The 19,959-nt window shown below is 36.4% G+C and carries 16 protein-coding genes and 2 tRNA genes; 10 read left to right on the top strand and 8 right to left on the bottom strand.

Features of this window, described 5'->3' with window-relative positions; all coding sequences use genetic code 11:
* Nucleotides 1-6 precede the first annotated feature (6 nt).
* Nucleotides 7-420, bottom strand: a complete 414-nt coding sequence (locus ACXR6G_RS03770; protein ID WP_458360065.1) for a DUF2752 domain-containing protein — start codon at nucleotides 418-420, stop codon at nucleotides 7-9.
* Complete coding sequence (locus tag ACXR6G_RS03765; protein WP_458360064.1) at nucleotides 413-766, bottom strand: TM2 domain-containing protein; 354 nt, start codon at nucleotides 764-766, stop codon at nucleotides 413-415. The genes ACXR6G_RS03770 and ACXR6G_RS03765 overlap by 8 nt, the downstream gene beginning before the upstream one ends.
* A gap of 220 nt (nucleotides 767-986) precedes the next feature.
* Between ACXR6G_RS03765 and ACXR6G_RS03760 the strand changes: the two genes are divergently transcribed.
* Nucleotides 987-1,421, top strand: a complete 435-nt coding sequence (locus ACXR6G_RS03760; protein ID WP_458360063.1) for a globin domain-containing protein — start codon at nucleotides 987-989, stop codon at nucleotides 1,419-1,421.
* A gap of 75 nt (nucleotides 1,422-1,496) precedes the next feature.
* On the opposite strand, the gene ACXR6G_RS03755 is transcribed toward ACXR6G_RS03760, so the two are convergent.
* Nucleotides 1,497-3,143, bottom strand: a complete 1,647-nt coding sequence (locus ACXR6G_RS03755) for a dipeptidyl-peptidase 3 family protein (protein WP_458360062.1) — start codon at nucleotides 3,141-3,143, stop codon at nucleotides 1,497-1,499.
* Between the two features lie 166 nt (nucleotides 3,144-3,309).
* Between ACXR6G_RS03755 and ACXR6G_RS03750 the strand changes: the two genes are divergently transcribed.
* Together ACXR6G_RS03750 and ACXR6G_RS03745 are read left to right on the top strand one after the other, a co-directional pair.
* Complete coding sequence (locus tag ACXR6G_RS03750) at nucleotides 3,310-4,503, top strand: aminopeptidase C (protein ID WP_458360061.1); 1,194 nt, start codon at nucleotides 3,310-3,312, stop codon at nucleotides 4,501-4,503.
* A gap of 15 nt (nucleotides 4,504-4,518) precedes the next feature.
* Nucleotides 4,519-5,154, top strand: coding sequence for a MarC family protein (locus ACXR6G_RS03745; RefSeq protein ID WP_458360060.1), 636 nt, complete (start codon nucleotides 4,519-4,521; stop codon nucleotides 5,152-5,154).
* Nucleotides 5,155-5,246: 92 nt separating this feature from the next.
* Here ACXR6G_RS03745 and ACXR6G_RS03740 read toward each other — a convergent pair whose 3' ends face one another.
* Nucleotides 5,247-6,857 carry a SulP family inorganic anion transporter gene (locus tag ACXR6G_RS03740; RefSeq protein WP_458360059.1) on the bottom strand — a complete coding sequence of 537 codons (1,611 nt, stop codon included), beginning with the start codon at nucleotides 6,855-6,857 and terminating at the stop codon, nucleotides 5,247-5,249.
* Nucleotides 6,858-7,240: 383 nt separating this feature from the next.
* Here ACXR6G_RS03740 and ACXR6G_RS03735 point away from each other — a divergent pair, with 383 nt between their 5' ends.
* Entirely contained in the window at nucleotides 7,241-7,708 is a 468-nt protein-coding gene (locus tag ACXR6G_RS03735) for a Dps family protein (RefSeq protein ID WP_458360058.1), read from the top strand.
* Between the two features lie 80 nt (nucleotides 7,709-7,788).
* Here the strand turns inward: ACXR6G_RS03735 and dxs are convergent, their stop codons facing one another.
* Complete coding sequence (gene dxs / locus ACXR6G_RS03730; RefSeq protein ID WP_458360057.1) at nucleotides 7,789-9,690, bottom strand: 1-deoxy-D-xylulose-5-phosphate synthase; 1,902 nt, start codon at nucleotides 9,688-9,690, stop codon at nucleotides 7,789-7,791.
* Nucleotides 9,691-9,982: 292 nt separating this feature from the next.
* On the opposite strand from dxs, the gene ACXR6G_RS03725 reads away from it, so the two are divergent.
* Both ACXR6G_RS03725 and ACXR6G_RS03720 read left to right on the top strand, forming a co-directional pair.
* Nucleotides 9,983-10,987, top strand: coding sequence for an OmpA family protein (locus tag ACXR6G_RS03725; protein WP_458360056.1), 1,005 nt, complete (start codon nucleotides 9,983-9,985; stop codon nucleotides 10,985-10,987).
* Nucleotides 10,988-11,123: 136 nt separating this feature from the next.
* Nucleotides 11,124-11,927, top strand: coding sequence for a BtpA/SgcQ family protein (locus ACXR6G_RS03720; protein ID WP_458360055.1), 804 nt, complete (start codon nucleotides 11,124-11,126; stop codon nucleotides 11,925-11,927).
* 74 nt (nucleotides 11,928-12,001) lie between these two features.
* Here the strand turns inward: ACXR6G_RS03720 and ACXR6G_RS03715 are convergent, their stop codons facing one another.
* Complete coding sequence (locus tag ACXR6G_RS03715) at nucleotides 12,002-13,318, bottom strand: acetyl-CoA hydrolase/transferase family protein (RefSeq protein ID WP_458360054.1); 1,317 nt, start codon at nucleotides 13,316-13,318, stop codon at nucleotides 12,002-12,004.
* Between the two features lie 492 nt (nucleotides 13,319-13,810).
* Here ACXR6G_RS03715 and ACXR6G_RS03710 point away from each other — a divergent pair, with 492 nt between their 5' ends.
* The 4 genes from ACXR6G_RS03710 (at nucleotide 13,811) to rpsT (ending at nucleotide 15,442) form a co-directional block, all read left to right on the top strand.
* Nucleotides 13,811-14,752, top strand: coding sequence for a hydrogen peroxide-inducible genes activator (locus ACXR6G_RS03710; protein WP_458360053.1), 942 nt, complete (start codon nucleotides 13,811-13,813; stop codon nucleotides 14,750-14,752).
* Nucleotides 14,753-14,973: 221 nt separating this feature from the next.
* Nucleotides 14,974-15,045, top strand: a tRNA-Glu gene (locus tag ACXR6G_RS03705).
* A 43-nt stretch (nucleotides 15,046-15,088) separates the two neighbouring features.
* A tRNA-Glu gene (locus ACXR6G_RS03700) sits at nucleotides 15,089-15,160 on the top strand.
* A 30-nt stretch (nucleotides 15,161-15,190) separates the two neighbouring features.
* Nucleotides 15,191-15,442, top strand: coding sequence for a 30S ribosomal protein S20 (rpsT, locus tag ACXR6G_RS03695; RefSeq protein ID WP_458360052.1), 252 nt, complete (start codon nucleotides 15,191-15,193; stop codon nucleotides 15,440-15,442).
* A gap of 1,214 nt (nucleotides 15,443-16,656) precedes the next feature.
* On the opposite strand, the gene rodA is transcribed toward rpsT, so the two are convergent.
* Together rodA and mrdA are read right to left on the bottom strand one after the other, a co-directional pair.
* On the bottom strand, nucleotides 16,657-18,081 hold the full coding sequence (gene rodA, locus ACXR6G_RS03690) for a rod shape-determining protein RodA (RefSeq protein ID WP_458360051.1): 1,425 nt from the start codon (nucleotides 18,079-18,081) through the stop codon (nucleotides 16,657-16,659).
* 17 nt (nucleotides 18,082-18,098) lie between these two features.
* Nucleotides 18,099-19,949 carry a penicillin-binding protein 2 gene (gene mrdA, locus ACXR6G_RS03685; RefSeq protein ID WP_458360050.1) on the bottom strand — a complete coding sequence of 617 codons (1,851 nt, stop codon included), beginning with the start codon at nucleotides 19,947-19,949 and terminating at the stop codon, nucleotides 18,099-18,101.
* Between the last annotated feature and the right edge of the window lie 10 nt (nucleotides 19,950-19,959).

Below are 19,959 nucleotides of genomic sequence, written 5' to 3'. Positions count from 1 at the left end.
GGGAAACTACTGAATAGTCTTGTAGATATTCCAAATCCAGATAATAAGAAACAGGAGGATAATCGGTATGATTATTCTCTTTTTTTTTAGCTTTTCATTAACTGTTAGGTAAAACTTATAGAAGCCATCCTTTTTTAAGACGATATCATAGCTAACCCACAATGAGGCTATTATTAAGATGAGTAGAGAGCTGTATGCAAAAGGATTATATTGGAAAGCTTTGTGAAAATGACCTTTAAAAATTTCTATAATTCCGGATGTTGATCCACATGCTGGACATGGTAGACCACTTATGGTCTTAAACCAACAAATAGTAATTCCTTCTTCGCTTGTGTTAAGAAAGAAGGAATTGTATATAAGCCAGCCGTAAGCTAAAACTGAGAGTAGAGCAACGAACGGGTATAATTGTTTCTTAGGCATTATATAACAATGCTTGTTGTAGCTTTTCGAAGTTGACCTGACGAGTTCGTTCCATAATAATAAACCAATCAACAATAATCCAAATAAAAAATCCACCGCAGGTTAGTAATTTAATGATACCTAAACCAATATCACCAATAAAAAAACGATCGAAAGAGAATGGAGCAATAAGATTCAAAAGAGAAAGAATAAGAGCTACTGTAGGATCTTTAAGGCTCAAAGTTTGTAACACTATAAATTTATCATCATCTAAATCCTGAATCATATTTTTGATTGTAGATATTTGATAACTTTCAAAATATTTAGCATTGGTCATTAGGAATAAATCAACTTTGCTTGCATCCATTTTATGTCATTTTTAAACAAGAAGACTTGTTTATATTGTAAGTTTTTGATCTTTTAAATCTATAAAAAAATAAGCAGATTAAAAATCTTAGTCATAAAATGCTAATTTAAGACTTGAAAGTATTTAATTTGTATAGAATTTGGAAAACAAATATTTAAACAACCCTTTTCAGAATATGAACTTCTGGATTAATTGTGGCAGTTAGATGAAAATATTAGATATGAAATTTGAAATAGCACCTGTTCCTGAGGGTGAAGGACGTCCGCAAGTTACTCGTCCCGATATCAGATTGTTAGATTGTATAGGAGAAGCTGGTGTAAGAAAGCTGGTAAGTGATCATTACGACATTCTACGCACGAGTGAGATCGGTGAAATGTTCCCACGTTGGGATAAGGAATTTGAAGCGGCAAAGCTTCGATCTTCTGATTTTTTTATTCAGGCTTTAGGTGGACCCGATTATTTTAATCAAAATCAGGGAAGTCCTAAGCTAGTGAGTCGCCATGCTCATTTCAAAATAACACCACAAGCTCGTATTGTTTGGTTGGATGCTTATAGAGAAATTCTACCTAAGCTGGATGCACCAGAAGAACTCGTTATTTCATTTTGGAACTATTTGAATGTTTTTTCAATTTGGATGGTGAATACAAAAGCTTAATATTTTAAGATATCGACTATTTAAAAAGCGGCTACTTCCTAAGATGTAGCCGCTTTTGTATATTTTTTTTTAGAATTACAAACCTAGTACTTTCATACCTTGTTTGTAAACGATATCCTTAGGAATACCAGCCTCGTTTACACGATCCAGGTCAGCTTGAAGCGATTCGCCGATGTTACCTTTTTCAGCGATCAATTTCTTAGCACCTTCGTAATTAGCGTCTCCTTGAAGAACCATCAACATTTCACCCATAGAGATCATTGCAGCTTTCATCTTCTCGAAATCAACTTTGTAAGTTCCAGTTGCTTCGTCACGAGTAAAAGCTCCTGTTTCTTCGAAATGGTAGAAACGAATCATGTTAGCTTTACCGTGAGCACTTGAAGCTCCAAAACGAACAGAACGGAATGTACTAGCCATAAAGGTAACGTAGTTATCCATTAGGTCTTTGTCTTTGATCTCGCCCCACTCAGCAAGCTTAGTCACCATATAAAGACCTAAAATATCAGCTTTACCTTCTTCGATAGAAGTATAAGCATCCTTAAGGGCTTTACGAACAGTTAAGTTTTGGTCAGCAAGTGTGTATTTGATACCTAAACCGTGAGCAACTTCATGGAACATTGTGTTCTCGAAGAAAGCGTCAAATTTAACGTGCTTACGCTGGCTTTCGTCCATTAGTAAATTCGAAATAGGAACCAAAATCTTATCGAATTTAGCTTGCATTGCATTCTTCAACTGAAGTTTACGGCTACCTTTTGCAAGATGTACTCTTGGGTCGTTTGGTAGGTTAATCGCAATATTCTTGCTACCTGCGTTACAGTCACCACCGTAATAAATTACGTCATAAGCGTTCATATCTGCATTAGCATTCGCTTTTTCAGCTTTGTACTTGGCAGGAACTGGAAGACTTTCTTGTAAACGAGGAAGAAGAGCACCAAAACGAGATAGAGTCTTAGACCAAACCTTATCCTTAACTAAAATTTGAGCAGAATGAGAAGCCTTGTAACCGTAAAGAGCATCTTCATAAGTTTCGATAGGACCAACAACAAAGTCAATCGTATTGTCTTGCATGTCCATCCAAGCCATATCCGAAGCTAAATAGTCATCAGTAAGCAAGGCCGCAGCACGTAACTCTAAATAATTTTTTAAACCTGCATCTTCAGCAAGTTCAGCAGCCTTAAGTAATAAAGTAGATGCTTTTTCAGTCTCAACTTTGTAAGCTACGTGGTAAGGAAGAACAACTAATTTGCCATTCTCATCACGACGAACTACAGAATAAGTACTAGTCTTTAACTCATCTTTAATTGCATCAAACTCCTCAGCAGTCATATCTGCTGGATAGAAGTTTGCACCAGCTGGCTTTTTGCCATAAGTGTCAATAAAAGAAGCTTGGTTATCAAGTCTGTCCCAAGGGCCATAATTGATTTTTGCATAAGCAATAGCAGCAGGATCTTTTAACTTAGAAAGGAATTCTGTTTTGTCTCCAACAGCATCTTTCCAGAAGATTTCTTCCATAATCTCTGCTACTTCGATCATGATAGGAAGCATTTGTTTTTCCTTTTCAGTAAGTAAAGAAACGTCAGTTGTCAGTTCAACTTCGGCATAAGCATTTACTTTTTCTTGAAGAGGAGATACGGTTTCTTTTTTACAACATTGTTTGTCTTTGCAAGCTGTAAATCCTAAACTAAAAATGGCGATTAAGGCCAGGGATGCTAGTTTGTTCATTTGTTTGTTTTATTAGTGTATTGATGTTTACTTTTTTCCTTCTGAATTAATATGAAACTATGATGTCAATAATCATTAGTTTTGTATTTTGATCTTCAAAAATACAAGCAAAGAATTGTATTACCAATACTTATGCATATTTATACAACCAAAATTTTTATTTAAAATGAATACTAAAATTATAATCGCTCTACTTTTGATTTTGGGATCTGTTTCATCATCATTTGCAAAGAAAAAAGAAGAAAAGAAAAGCTATCAATTTACTATTGAAAAGCAACTGAAAGCCACGGAGGTAAAAGACCAGCATCGATCCGGAACCTGTTGGGCTTATGCCATGAGTTCTTTTCTAGAGTCAGAACTGATTCGAATGGGAAAAGGTGAATTCAATCTTTCTGAAATGTTTATTGTGAATAGAAATTATCACCTAAGGGCTAAGGATTATGTACGTTTTCATGGGATGAAGAGCTTTTCGGCAGGAGCTGAAGGTTGGGATGCCTTAAATGTGATTAAGCAATTCGGTATTCTTCCGCAGGAGGCCTATACTGGAAATACATTTGATGAAATCCTTCCGGTTCACGGGGAAATGGATGCTATTTTAAAAGCCTATGTAGACGCAGTTGTAAAGAATAAAAATAAGAAAATATCGTCTGTTTGGATGAAAGGTTTAGATGGCGTACTTGATGCCTACTTGGGTGAAATTCCTGAATCATTCATGTATAAAGGAAAAGAATTCAATACAAAATCATTCACATCAGACTTGGGTTTGAATATGGATGATTACGTAACAATTACGTCATATACGCATCACCCTTTTTACGAGAGTTTTATTTTCGAAGGTGCAGATAACTGGTCATTAGGTGAGGTCTTGAATGTACCAATGGATGAAATGATGCAAGTTGTTGATCATGCAATTGAGATGGGCTACAGTATTGCTTGGGGAAGCGATGTGAGTGAAAAAGGATTTGCTTTCAGAAAAGGTGTTGCAGTTGTTCCTGAAACGGAATCAAAAAATATGGCTGATTCTGAGATTTCAAAGTGGCAAAATATGAGTAAAGGTCAGAAGTCGGCTTATGGAACTGAATATCCTGTTAAGGAAAAAGTAATCACACAGGAAATGCGTCAGGTAGCATTCGATAATTATGAATCGACAGAAGATCATATGATGCATATTGTTGGAACTGCAAAAGATCAGAATGGAAGCAAATATTACTTGGTGAAAAATTCATGGGGAACCGATTTGAATTCACATGATGGCTATTTCTATGCATCGAAACCATTCGTACAATACAAAAGCGTATCAGTATTGATGCACAAAGATGCTATTCCTCTAGATATAGCGAAGAAACTAGGCTTGAAATAAATTGAATTTTAAAACATGAATGAATATTGGACTTTTGGACTCTTAGCAGTCACTTCGTTTTTTACACTGATTAATCCGCTTGGCGTGATGCCAATTTTCATGACGATTACGGGTGATTTGAATGCCGAGCAGAGAAAAAAAACAGCTAGAAAAGCGACTATAGTTTCGTTTTTCACCCTTGTTGCATTTGCCTTCTCAGGACAGTTGTTATTTCAATTTTTCGGAATATCTGTTAACAGTCTTAAGATAGTAGGTGGGGTTATTTTCTTTATCATGGGGCAAGATATGCTTCAGGCCAGATTGAGTAAAATCAAGGTTAGTGATAGTGAAATTACCGAATATGTGAATGATGTATCTATTACACCACTTGCTATTCCTTTGATATGCGGTCCGGGTGCTATCACCAATGGTATTGTTTTGATGGAAGAGGCAGGTAGTTTTGAATCAAAGATGATTTTAGTTGGTGCGATTTTTCTTACTTGTCTTTTGACTTATATCATTTTATGGAGTTCAACCCGAATTATAAAGTTCTTAGGAGATACGGGAAACAAGATACTAATGCGTTTAATGGGATTAATCGTGATGGTAATTGCAGTAGAATTCTTCTTTAGTGGATTACGTCCAATTGTTCAAGAAATGCTCAAGATTTAATTCAGATTATATCAAAAAAAAACACCTCTCCAACAAGCGTTGGAGAGGTGAAAAAAACTCTGCGACTTTCACCCCAGAGAAAAAAAAAGTCTTTATCCTATCTTCACTTTATCTGTAACAACATAGTAACGAGGATCGTCAATATCGCGAATGATAACAGCATTGAAACGAGAATCTGCACGTTGCAATAGTGTGATACAGTCCGCACTAAGATGCTTCAATTTAATACTTTTCCCAACATTTTCATACTTATCTACTAAATTACTGATCGCTTCAATTCCCGAATGGTCAGCAACTCTCGATTCCATGAAATCAATTTCAACATTCTCAGGATCGCCATGAACATCGAATTTCGAACTAAAAGTGGTTATTGATCCAAAGAATAGGGGACCCCATATTTCATATACTTTTGTGCCATCTTCTCTTACAGATTTACGTGCACGAATACGTTTAGCATCCTGCCAAGCAAACACTAAAGCCGATACAATAACACCAGCTAATACTGCAATAGCAAGGTCGAACATAACTGTTAAACCTGTTACAAGTATAATAACAAAGGCATCAGTACGAGGAATCTTATTCATGATTCCAAAGGTGGCCCATGCAAAAGTTCCGATTACAACCATAAACATCACACCAACTAAAGCGGCAATAGGTACCTGCTCGATAAGTGGAGAAGCAAAAAGAATAAATGCTAATAGTGTTAATGCAGCGATAACGCCAGATAAGCGACCACGACCACCAGATTTTACGTTGATAAGTGATTGACCAATCATGGCACATCCACCCATACCGCCGAAGAAACCTGTAACAATATTTGCAGCACCCTGAGCCATACATTCGCGGTTTCCGTTTCCACGAGTTTCAGTAATTTCATCAAGAAGATTAAGAGTCATTAGAGATTCGATCAATCCGATAGCAGCAATAATTGAGGCATATGGTAAGATGAATTTGATTGTCTCTAAATTCAAAGGAACCATTGTGAATAGCTGAGATTGGAAGGTCGGTAAACCACCTTTTAGTCCAGCACCTCCACCATCGTGAATAAATGAACCTACTGTGCTAGCATCTAATCCACCAAAAATGGCAATAGCTGAAACAGTCAGGATAGCAGCTAAAGCTGCAGGAACTTTAGTTGTAATTTTAGGTAATAGGTACATGATAGCCATGGTTAATCCAACCAATCCAACCATAGTATATAAAGCACTGCCTACTAACCAAACAGATTCTCCATCTATTTTCTGAGTAAACATGCCTAGTTGTGACATGAAAATTACAATGGCCAAACCATTCACAAAACCCATCATTACAGGATGAGGAATAAGTCTAACGAATTTACCAAATTTGAAGATACCTGCTAAAAACTGAAGAACTCCAGCTAGAACGACGGTTGCGAATAAATAATTTAAACCCATGTTTTGAATAGGTTCTAACATATCAAGTCCCATTTGGTTACCATCTTTTACAAGGCTGACCATAACTACGGCTAGTGCACCAGTAGCTCCTGAAATCATTCCTGGACGACCACCAAAAACTGATGTGATTAAACCAATCATGAAAGCTGCGTAAAGACCAACTAGTGGGTCGACACCTGCAACAAAGGAAAATGCTACAGCTTCTGGAACAAGTGCTAAGGCCACTGTTAAACCTGAAAGAATATCATCTTTTGAATTTGCGGCTTTCCGCTTAAAAAATTCTACCATACTTTATCTCGTCAAAAATTTTTGTTTACAAGGGCGCAAAAGTAGTGAATTTTATTCTATCGTAGTGATCCACCCTAACTTAAATATAGATTTTTTGAGCGGAAACGATGACGTGCTAAGAGATATATAAGTGATTTTTATAAACCCGTGAACTTCTTCGAATTTTATTTTTTTTTTGAGTAGTAGAACAATCGTCCTGTTAATGGTTGGTTGAGATGCGGAATAGTGATTGTCTATGGAAATATAAAAACAATCGATTTGATCTATATTGATTTTGTTTGCACTTTTGTGGTGTTGATTTCGATGTGTTATTAAAGTTGAATCAGCATTTATAAAATAAACAGAATTAGGCTTTTGCCTATCACGAATAAAAACAAAATATGATGAAAAATCTAATAGGAATAGATCAAGAAAAAGCAAAAATATTAAGTGCAAAATTAAACGACTTATTAGCAAATTACCAAATGTTTTATCAGAATTTGAGAGGACTTCATTGGAATATTAAAGGACGTGAATTCTTTGAATTACATTTAAAATTTGAAGAGTTATACAATGATGCAGTGATTAAGGTAGACGAAATAGCAGAAAGAATTTTGACACTTGAAGGTGAACCATTGCATACTTTCTCAGATTATCTTAAGATATCGGAATTAAAAGAAGCCAAAGGGATCATAAATGGAGTTGAAGGCGTAGAATTTGTGGTGAAGAATTTTTCATTATTAATTCTTAAGGAGCGCGAAATACTAAGTTTGGCTGGCGATGCTGAGGATGAAGGAACGGTTAGTTTGATGAGTGATTATATTTCTCAAACAGAAAAAACGCTTTGGATGCTGAACTCTTACTTACGCTAATATAAATCTCTCTTGAAGGGATAAAATAAAAGCACCACATGCTCTATGTGGTGCTTTTTATATTTTGTTTTGAATTGACTCTAGCTAAGGAGTTCTTTACTTGCTACTATGATACCTTCTTTATCAAAGCCACATTCTCGATACAATTCTTCTTGTGTACCATGTTCAACCCATCTATCAGGAACGCCTAAGCGTTTAATTTTAGAGGCATAGTCATTATCACTCATAAATTCCATAACAGCTGATCCTAAACCGCCAATAATGGAGCCATCTTCAATAGTGATGATTTTCTGATGATTTTTGAATACTTCGTGAAGCAATTCTTGATCGATAGGTTTCAGAAAACGCATATCGTAATGCGCAATTGAGTGCCCTTCTTTTTCTAATTCCTCGATAGCATCACTTGCTTGCATACCAATTGGGCCGATAGAAAGTATAGCTAAATCTTTTCCATCTTTTAATTTCTGTCCCTTACCAATTTCAATTTCTTTGAATGGCGTTCTCCAATTCAATTTACGGCCAGTACCTCTAGGGTAGCGGATAGAAAAAGCACCTTTGCCACCCAACTGAGCTGTGTACATCAGGTTGCGTAATTCTTCCTCATTCAATGGAGATGATAGGGTCATACCAGGGATACAACGTAAGAAAGATAAATCGTATACGCCATGATGCGTTGCACCATCAGCACCAACTAGACCTCCTCTGTCTAAACAGAATACCACATCAACATGTTGCAAAGCAACATCATGAATAACCTGGTCGAAGGCACGTTGCATAAATGATGAGTAAATGGCACAGAAAGGTATTTTACCTTTAGCTGCCAATCCTCCAGAGAATGTAACGGCATGCTGCTCAGCAATTCCCACATCAAAAGCTCTGTCAGGCATTTTCTCCATCATGATATTCAACGAAGAACCCGTAGGCATTGCAGGTGTAATTCCAACAATTTTCTCATTCTTCTCAGCCAATTCAACTAGTGTGTGACCAAATACTTCCTGAAATTTTGGAATTTGCGGGCTATCTGATTTCTTTTTAAGAATTTCACCAGTTTGAGCATTAAATTCAGCTGGTGCGTGCCAGTAAGTTTGATTTAACTCGGCAGGTTCAAAGCCTTTTCCTTTTTTAGTGATGCAATGTAAAATTTTTGGTCCGGGAATCTTTTGCAGATCACTCAATACTTTAACCATATGATTTACATTGTGTCCATCAACAGGTCCAAAATATCTGAAGTTTAAAGCCTCGAATAAATTACTTTGTTTCAACAGAATGGTTTTGATACCATGTTCTACCTTTTGAAACAGTTTTTGAGTATTGGGGTTCACTCGGTTAAATTTCCCTAGAAAACGCCAAACATCATCTTTTACCTTATTATATGTTTGCGAAGTGGTAATGTCTAACAAATATTCACTCATCCCACCCACATTCGGGTCGATGGCCATATTGTTGTCATTCAAAATCACCAATATATCAGCATTGTTTGTCGCTGCATTGTTTAACCCTTCAAAGGCTAATCCTGCAGTCATCGATCCATCTCCAATTACAGCAACAGTTTTCCTATCTGTTTCTCCACTTAATTGTGCTGAAACAGCCATCCCTAAAGCCGCAGAAATAGAAGTAGAGGAGTGTCCCACAGTAAATGAATCGTATTCACTTTCGCCACGATTGGGAAACCCACTAATACCCTTATATTTTCTGTTAGTGTGAAAAAGATCTTTTCGACCCGTCAGAATCTTATGTCCATAGGCCTGATGTCCAACATCCCATATCAGATTATCGTAAGGCGTATTCAAAACGTAGTGTAATGCAACACTAAGTTCGACTACACCAAGACTGGCTCCAAAATGACCTGGGTTACAGGAAACTTGTTCTATGATTTCCTGACGCAGTTCTGTACAAACTTGAATTAGATCATCTTCCGAAACCTTTTTTAGGTCGGATGGGAAGTTAATTTGATCCAATAATGGTTTTTCAGACTTTGTCATTTGTTAATCAGTTTATGGTATATTGCTGTACGGATTTTTGTCCGATTTTTAAAAATGGTTTAGGGGACGAAGATAGGAAAAATTGAGCAATCCCACTGCACAGCTATTTCTGGATAGGGTATAAATAGTCAAGTAAATGCTTGATCTACGAATTACTTATCTGACATAAGATGCTTAAGCAAAAAGAAGATTTGTATTGTGAGCTAGTCTTAGACTCTATATCTTTGTTTCTGAGATTTCTTTAAATTGTAATTTGAAGAAACTGATTTCCTAATTAATTGATAATTAAGATATGAAAAGAATTAAACAGTTTTTATTTGCTCTTGTAACAGGATGTGTGCTTTTTTCCTGTGTACCTGCTCGTCAATATCAGAATTTAGAATCTAGAGCTAATGAAAACCAAAAGAAATACGAAGAGCTAAAGGATGCCAATCGCTTATTGACTGAAAGTAATGCTGAATTCGAAGGGCAACTTGAAGTTTTAGAAGATAAATACAATCGAGCTGAAGAAGCTTTTAACGAAAGTGCAGAACGCTTACTTAAGAGTAAAGCACAATTAAAGCGTTGTGAAGAGAACCAAGAAAGTTTGCTGGGACAATTGGCAAAACAACAAAAGGGAAGTGCCCGAGAAAGTACTACTTTATTGGATATGATTCATAAAACTCAAGATAATTTGAATTTACGTGAAGATGACGTGATGCGTTTAGAACAGGATCTGAAACGCAGAATGAAGAAGTTGGATGATTTGCAGACTGAGATCAATCGTCGAGATAAACGCCTGTTGGAGTTGGAAAGAGCGCTTGCTAAGAAAGATGAAGCTGTAATTGCCTTGAAGAATAAAGTGATGAATGCTTTGACAGGTTTTGATAATAAAGGGCTGAGTATTTCTAATAAAAATGGTAAAGTGTATGTGTCTATGGATGAGAAGTTACTTTTCAAATCCGGAAGTTATACGGTTGATGTTCGAGGGGCACAAGCTCTGAAACAATTGGCTCAGGTCTTGTCAACGAATAAAGATATTAATATTGTGATTGAGGGACATACCGATAATGTACCTTATAAAGGGAGTGGTGATTTGAAGGATAATTGGGATTTGAGCGTGAAGCGTGCAACTTCAATTGTACGAATTTTGAGCTTGAATAAGGGAATTGATCCACAGAGAATGACTGTTGCGGGTAGAAGCAAATACTTGCCAATTGGAACCAATGCTAGTGCTGAAGGTAGAAGTAAAAACCGTCGTACTGAAATTATCTTAACCCCTAAACTGGATGAACTTTTCCAAATATTGGGACAATAATAATTGAATGATAAGAAGAGGAGTCAATTTGATAATATGATGATGAATTGAATTTTTCAAGACACATTTTTATCATCTTAATGCTCACTAACTAAAGTTTTCATTTATTATTTTGATTTTATAATATAGAGAAAGAATGATGCAGTTTTCAGATAAGAAAATGATAATAGGAATGATTCACGTTCAGGCTTTACCTGGCACACCGAATCATAGAATGAGTATGGAGGAGATTGCAGATCTAGCTGTAAAAGAGGCTAAGCAATATGAAACTGCACAGGTCGATGGCATCATTATTGAAAATATGCACGATGTACCTTATATGAAAGGGCAGGTTGGACCCGAGATTACAGCTGGGATGACAGTAGTCGCAAAAGCAATACGTGAAGCGGTATGTTTACCACTGGGAATTCAAATTTTAGCAGGAGCCAACAAAGAAGCATTGGCAGTAGCAAAAGCAGCTGATCTGGATTTTATTCGAGCAGAAGGCTTTGTTTTTGGACATGTAGCCGATGAGGGATATATCGATTCATGTGCAGGTGAATTGATGCGATATCGTAAGATGATTGGTGCTGATAAGGTAAAAGTCTTTACCGATATTAAAAAGAAACACAGTTCGCATGCCATTACCTCAGACGTGGATATTGTAGAAACAGCTCACGCTGCAGAGTTTTTCTTAAGCGACGGTGTTATTATTACAGGATCGTCTACAGGAAAAGCGGTGGATATTCGAGAATTGGATGCCTTGAAAGATTCTGTGAATAAACCGATTTTGATTGGTTCTGGAATTACAGTCGATAATATCTCAGAATATTGGAATTATGCAGATGTCTTTATTATTGGCTCACATTTTAAAGAGAATGGTTTTTGGATAAATCCCATCTCAAATGAGCGACTCTTAGTATTTATGAATCAAATTGATACTCTAAGATCTAAGAAATAGTTCTTTGAAATTAAAAAGTATAAAAAAAAGCTGCTCGATTTGAGCAGCTTTTATATTTTGAAATCGGTGAAGGATTACTTCACTAATTTGTTTACGAAGTGGTAGTGAGAACCGAATCTTTCGAAAGCAGCTCTGTCTAGTTCTTCTCTAAAATCAGGATGAGCTACAGAGATAATTGCTCTTGCTCTTTGTTGAAGAGTTTTACCGAATAAGTTGACACAACCGTGCTCAGTAGCAAACCAACGCATGTTGTTACGAGTTGTTACAACACCTGATCCTTGTAAAAGAGTTGGCGTAATTTTAGAAACACCTCTACCTGTTACTGAAGGCATCGCAATAATTGGTACTCCACCTTCTGAAGCAGCAGCTCCACGCGTAAAGTCAATCTGTCCACCTACACCTGAGTAGTGAGTTGTTCCAATTGAGTCAGCACAAACCTGACCAGTAAGGTCGATAGAAAGAGCTGAGTTAATTGCACAAACTTTTGGGTTTTGCTTGATAATGTGAACACCATTGGTGTAAGCAACATCCATCATTAATACCCCTGGGTTATCGTCAACGAAATCGTAAAGCTCTTTTGTTCCCATAAGGAAACCAGCAACGATTTTACCTTGATCAAGTTTCTTGTTCATACCGTTTACAACACCGCTTTCAACCAATGGAAGAAGACCGTCAGCAAACATTTCAGTGTGAACACCAAGATTTTTGTGGTTACCAAGCTGTGCTAATACAGCATTAGGAATACCACCAATACCCATTTGAAGACAAGCTCCATCAGGAATAAGGTTAGCTACATTTTTACCAATCTGAATATCTATCTCAGTTAATGGTGCATTGTGATGTTCGATAAGTGGAGAATCATCTTCACAGAAAACATCGAAAGTGCTTAATGGCATCATTGCGTCACCAAAAGCACGAGGTACGTTTGGATTGATAATAGCCACAACTGTATCAGCCATTTCAACAGCTGCACGAGAACAATCTACTGAAGTACCTAAAGACACATAACCATGTTTGTCTGGAGTACTTACTTGTACAACAGTTACATTTACTTTTAGATAACCTTCACGAATTAGTTGCTGAGTTTCACTAAGGAAAACAGGAATGTAATCAGCATATCCAGCCTGAGTTTGTTTACGAACGTTAGATCCAACAAACAAAGATTCAAGATTGAAAATACCTTCAAACTCTTTTTCAGCATATGGAGCTGGTCCTTCAGTATGAATGTGTTGGATGGTTACATCGTAAATTTCACCATTACGACCTCGGTCACACATTTCTTTAATGAACTTGTGTGGCGCTAGAGCAACTGAGTGAAGGTGTACTCTGTCACCTGACTTAATCACCTTTGCAGCTTCTTCGAATGATACTGTTTTAATACCGTGTTGCATTGTTATTCAGTTTATATTGAGCTTATAAATTTCAAATTCGCTTGCTAAAGTAGTATATTTTTTAAGCCTTAAAACTGCTCTTAAGCATGATTGCTCAACAACATGTTGAAAACGTGAATTTTAATTTTTTGAAATAAAAAAAACAGCCAGAAGACCCAACTCCTGACTGTTTTAACCCAAACATCTAATAAAACTTAAATAACAAAAACTATCAAACTATCATATTGTTCTGATTAATGAAATAGTATAGCAGTTATTTCATATAATTCAATCACTATTCGAATCTTAAAATATATATATCGATTCAGATAGGAAGTTGTCGTCTAACAGACTTAATAATCAGACTTGTTGTCAGTCTTAATTAAGCTTGAAACAATAGTTTAATACAAATATAGATTAGTTCTAAACATCAATCAAATCAATAATGTATATAAAGCAATAGATATTGTTTATATTTGTAAATCGAAATCAATAAATAATAAATTTTTAGATATGGTTACATTAACTCAACTTGAATATATAGTTGCTGTAGATACACACCGTCACTTTGCAACCGCAGCAGATAGCTGTTTTATTACGCAGCCTACATTAAGTATGCAAATCAAAAAGCTTGAAGAATTTATAGATGTTACCATATTTGATAGGAGTAAGCAGCCTATTATTCCCACAGATGTCGGTATTCAGATTATTGAGCAAGCTCGAATTATATTAGGAGAGTCAAAAAAGATTGATGAGATCGTCAAGAATCATAGAAATACTGTAGAGGGAAGTTTAAAGATAGGAATCATCCCAACCTTGGCACCATTTTTACTGCCTATGTTTATTGGTGACTATATTCGAAACTATCCAGATGTAAAGGTTGAAGTTGAAGAAATGGTATCAGATGATATTGTAACAGCTTTGAAAAAAGATCTTTTAGATGTCGGTATTTTTGTGACACCACTAAGAGATGATAAGATAAAAGAACAGCCCTTGTTTTTTGAAGAGATGATGATTTACGCTCATAAGGATCATGATATATTAAAAAAAGAGGTTGTTGAAGTTAAGGATATAGCTACTTCGGAGATTTGGATGTTGGGAGATGGACACTGTTTCCGTAACCAAGTTATTAATCTTTGTGAGATGCATAGTATGCAACATCAGGAGCTGCCTTTCGAATTTGAGAGTAATTCTTTGGAGACATTGATGAAAATTATCGATCGTGAAGGAGGATTTACACTAATTCCTGAGTTGGCAACACAGTATATGTCGGCAGAAAAATTGAACCAAGTGAAGTCTTTTACAAATTTACACCCCCTTCGAGAAGTAAGTTTGGTCTATTCGCGACATTATTCAAAGAATAAATTATTGAATTTATTGGGAGAACATATCCGTAAAATGATGCCTTTAGCCTATCTGAACAAGGAAAGAGGAACAATTGTTGAGTGGAATTAAAAAAAAAGATCCTCAGGAATAAGGGGTTAGCTTTTTTGTTGCAAAAAACTTGCTTTTTTTTGCATTTGCCTCTTGTGTGATTGAAGAATTATAATTTACTTTGCATCGCAATTGAGAGATAAACGAGACTTGTTTTCAACCTTCTTTCCAAAGCAAAAAAAAAACTGCAAAGTGTTTGTGTTATTCAAAACTTCAACTATCTTTGCAGCTCCAAATTTGATGGTCCGTTCGTCTAGGGGTTAGGACGCTAGATTTTCATTCTAGTAACACGGGTTCGATTCCCGTACGGACTACACAGTTTTGCAATTCTTTAATTGCTTTTTGGAGATTTTTTTTGGTCCGTTCGTCTAGGGGTTAGGACGCTAGATTTTCATTCTAGTAACACGGGTTCGATTCCCGTACGGACTACAGTTTTAAACAATTTGATACAATAAAGAGATGGCAAATCATCAATCCGCAATTAAAAGAATTCGTCAGTCTGAAGTTAAAAGAGTACACAACAAGTACTATGCTAAGACTGCCAGAAATGCCGTAAGAAATTTACGTGCGACAACTGATAAGGAAGCTGCTTCTGAGTTGCTACCTAAAGTTAATGCTATGTTGGATAAGTTGGCTAAGATCAACGTAATTCACAAAAATAAAGCTGCAAACTTGAAATCAAAATTAGCTTCACACGTTAACGCGTTGTAAGACTAAATAAACTCTTATATAAAAGCCTACTAATTATTTAGTAGGCTTTTGTGCGTTTATCTGTTTTTATTTAAGATGATTGATCAAGGATCAATTTAGGTTTAGGGTTCAATTCAGATGCTAGCTAGATTGCTTTTGTTTAAGGATATATCTTCGCGACTCTAAATAGGGCAAAATTAAGATCTCTCATTTTGTAAGTGTTGATCAGAAAGCCTAGAGTTTGTTACCTTCGGTGAGGGCTTCGTTATTCCGCAGAAGCTTCGCTTGTCAAAGTATTTAAAATACCATTCATAATGGATCTTTAATGGATCACATTCATTTTCTGGGTCTGGTTCAGGAATCGTTCTAATTAAGCATATATTTTGGATTATATTTTAAATCTTTCGCTAGAGCCGCTGGGCTTTTACTTTTCTCCTTAGATGAGAAAAGTAAACAAAAGAATCAAGTCAGCCTGATCCTTGCTTTCGCTTTGTTGAAGAAACTGTGACACGCCTCACGGCAGGCTGACAAAGCCCGCCCAAAACTTTTTGATAAAAATATGATTAAGATTGTGAGACGGATTTTTATATCTGGCCTCGGCAGCGCAAGTGGGGCCCCGTAGGTGAAAAAGGCGTTAAAAACAGAATGCTGTTTGAGTGAGGTACGAACGAGTTCAGTCTGTTTAGCCTTTGAACCGTGATGGGTCACTGAGTGCCGGAGCCATTGATTTTTGTTACTTTTCATCAAGGAAAAGTAAATAAAAAAAAAGTTTGTATTATGAATCTGATTTTTCTGTGAAACAAATTTCCCAAGAATTGATGAAAGTGAAATTCTTCCTATTTTAACAAAGTAAGATTATTCATCTATACCCAGAAATATCTCTTGATCTTCTTTGAAAGGAGTTGTAGATATTGAGTCTTTCTTATTGTGTTCAATAAAAACATTTGAGTAATTATAGAATTAGACCCAACTTTTACTGGTGATCCTCTTTAATTGAGTTTTTAATGCTTCTGGAGGCTTTGTATCCAAACTCTTCAGCCTTCTTGTATCATTGAGCCAATTTTGTATAAGCCATACTATATCGTTGCACCTGATTCTAAATATAGCTGAGTGTTGACAAACGATTAAACTGAAGGTGGTTTTAAAGCTGATGCAAGAATGCGAAATGCTAACATTATAAACTTTGGCTCTGTTTCATGATTCATAGGATAAGAGAACCCAAATGTCCTCAGGATTTATCTTAGTAGTTCTAGCCTATTGGCATCCAATCTAAGGAAGATAAAGAGTAGAATAGTAAAAGACCACAGAGATGAACCTCCATAGCTAAAAAAGGGCAGAGGGATTCCAATAACAGGTGCTAGTCCAATTGTCATACCTACATTTACTGCAATGTGAAAAAATAGGATGGAAGCTACACCATAGCCATATATTCGACTAAAGCTCGAACGTTGCCTTTCTGCTAAGAAAATAAGACGTAAGATGAGGCTTAAGTGCAATATAAGTACAAGAGCAGATCCTAAGAAGCCCCATTCTTCACCAACTGTACAGAATATAAAATCGGTACTTTGTTCAGGAACGAAGTTGAATTTTGTTTGCGTTCCATTTAAAAAGCCTTTTCCGTTGAAACCGCCTGAACCAATTGCAATTTTAGATTGATTAACGTTGTATCCAGCACCATATGGATCGGATTGGATACCTAAGAGTTCATTAATTCTTTGTTGTTGGTGAGGCTCCAAAATACGGTTAAAAATATAGCTAACCGAAAAGGTGTAGAATAAACTTCCGATAACTAATAAAAGAACAAGGGCTGCATTTTTAATTTTATTACGATATGAGTAGAGAAGAAAAGGAGCCGCATTTAGAATCATGGAACTTACAAGCAGAGAGAAATTCCCCAGTTGTAAGCCTGTTCCTTTATTGATCAGCCACAAGGTTCCAAAACTACCCGCAAGCAGGGCAAATGCTATCGCAATTTGTTTGATATGAATACCAATCATCTTCAAACTTATTGCAGCTATAATAACGATTAGAATAGCGACGGTAAAACTCGAATATATAAGCGTAAATATAAAGAAAATGGCTGCTAGTAAGGCTAGTAATAAAACAAATCCAGATAAGCCCTCTCTGTAAAGAACTAGTATAAAAACAGAATAGACTAAGGCTGATCCTGTATCGTTTTGCATTAAAATTAGTACAGCCGGAGTAAAGAGTATAAGTCCAGTAATGAACAGTGATTTAATTTTATGAATTTTAAAATTGTGCTGGCTTAGATATCTGGCTATTGCGAGATTGGTCGCGAATTTTGCAAACTCAGCGGGCTGAAATCGAATAGAACCAAGTTGAAACCATGAACGGGCTCCGTTTACTTTTACTCCAAATACTAAAACAGCTAAGAGAAGCAGAATCATGAGTATGAGAGTGGGATAGGCAAAAGCGGAATAGAACTTACTTTCGATTGTGAGAATGATGATGGCGATGAAAAATGCAGCTCCAATCCATATCAATTGTTTCCCGTAGCGCTGTGTCGCATCAAAAATACTTTGATGATCTTCGTTATAAACAGCAGCATATATATTTATCCATCCTAAGAATACCAATATAGCATAAAGCATAACGGTCATCCAATCGAGGTTTTTAATCAGGCTTACTCTTCTATTCATAGCTACAATTCTTTTCTCTATTCGTCTTTCGTGTCTTCCTTAATGTTGATCAAATCGGCTTCGAGCATTCTTTTCTCTAAATATTTCTTGTTTTTAGAAATCTCACCTTTTAGATATTTTTCAATCATCAAACCAGAAATTGGTGCTGCATACCTTGATCCCCATACGCCATTTTCTACATAAACAACAATGGCTATTTTTGGATCATCTTTTGGAGCAAAGGCCACGAAAACAGAATGATCGTCTCCATGTGGATTCTCCACAGTTCCTGTTTTACCACAGACACGTATGTCTTTTATCGCTGCAGATCGACCTGTACTACCTTCACCGCCATGAACGACCATATCCATGCCTTCAATTACTGGATCATAATATTTTGGATCTATTGTTGTATGTTGCTTTTTTAAAAACTTAGGATCGATATTTTCATCTTTACCGATTGATTTTACAATATGTGGAATGTAATAATAACCTCTATTGGCAATACATGAAACCATATTCGCCATTTGTAATGGTGTAATTGAAAGCTCGCCTTGACCAATGGCCATTGAAACAATATTAAGAGATCTCCAGTTTTTAGTTTTGTTTCTTTTAGCGTGATAAGTCGCTTTGGGAACAAATCCTGTTAGTTCACTGGGTAGATCTGTGCCTAGCTTAGTTCCAAAACCGAAAGAATTAACATGCTTTTTCCAATTTGTGTAGCCATTGCTTGTTGATCCAAAACGTGGCGCATCCAGAATGTTACGGAATGTTTGAGCATAATAGGCATTGCAGGAGTGCTGTATTGATTCTTTTAAATCGAGAGGAGATTTGTGAGGGTGACAGCGCATAGTAAAACGGCCAGCGTGGTAGCCATTATGGCATTTGATTCGTGTCTTGGGTGTTATAATTCCTTCCTGAAGGCCAATAAGGGCATTTATAAGTTTAAAAATTGAGCCAGGAGGATAGGTGGCCATCATGGATCGATCGAATAAAGGTCTGAGTGTATCGTTATTGGCAAGTTTACGGTAGTTTTTCGACATGGCTCTACCCACAAACATTTCTGGATCGTAACCGGGACTTGATAGTTTTACAAGTATTTCACCTGTTTTGGGGTCAATAGCAACAATACCTCCTTTTTTGTTTTGCATGAGTTCTTCACCATACTCTTGCAAGTCAATATCCAAAGTAGTTGTTATATTTTGCCCTTCCACAGCATTTCTATCCAGGTCGCCATCGTGAAAAGACCCCTGGATTCTGTTGTAAACATCGACCCAATAAACTTTCAGTCCTTTTACGCCTCGTAATACGGATTCGTATGTGTTCTCAAGTCCACTTTTGCCTATGTAATCACCTTGAGTGTAGTATTTGTCTCTTTTGATGTGTCTATCATTGACCTCACCCAGATAACCTAAAGTATGTGCTGCGTTATGGTGAGGGTATTTTCTAAGTGTACGAGTTTGAACAAAAAAGCCAGGATATTTATACAGTTTTTCCTGTAGAACAGCATATCGTTCTGATGATAACTGTTTGATGAAAATTGAAGAACGATACCTGGAGTGTTTTTTTGCCTTCTTTATTCTTCGAATAATATCTTCTTTATTAATACCAACCAGGTAGCAAAAATCTAGAGTGTCGAATGTTTTAACCTGACGTGGTATAATCATCACATCGTAAGCTGCTTGATTGTATACCAGAAGCTCACCATTTCGATCGTAGATTAAACCACGTGCTGCATATTGAGTTACTCTTCGTTGAGAATTGCTCTCAGCTGACAACTTGTACTGATCGTTGACAATTTGAAGGTTGATGAGTCTGATTAAGAATATTAGAATAACAAAGGCAAAGATGCCTCCAATAATAAATCTTCGGTTTGAATAGTTATTCATATCTGTTCAG

The organism is Ancylomarina sp. YFZ004 (genome assembly GCF_054254355.1).
The sequence above is the reverse complement of the archived record's forward strand: the minus strand, read 5'-3'. Positions and strand labels throughout refer to the sequence as shown.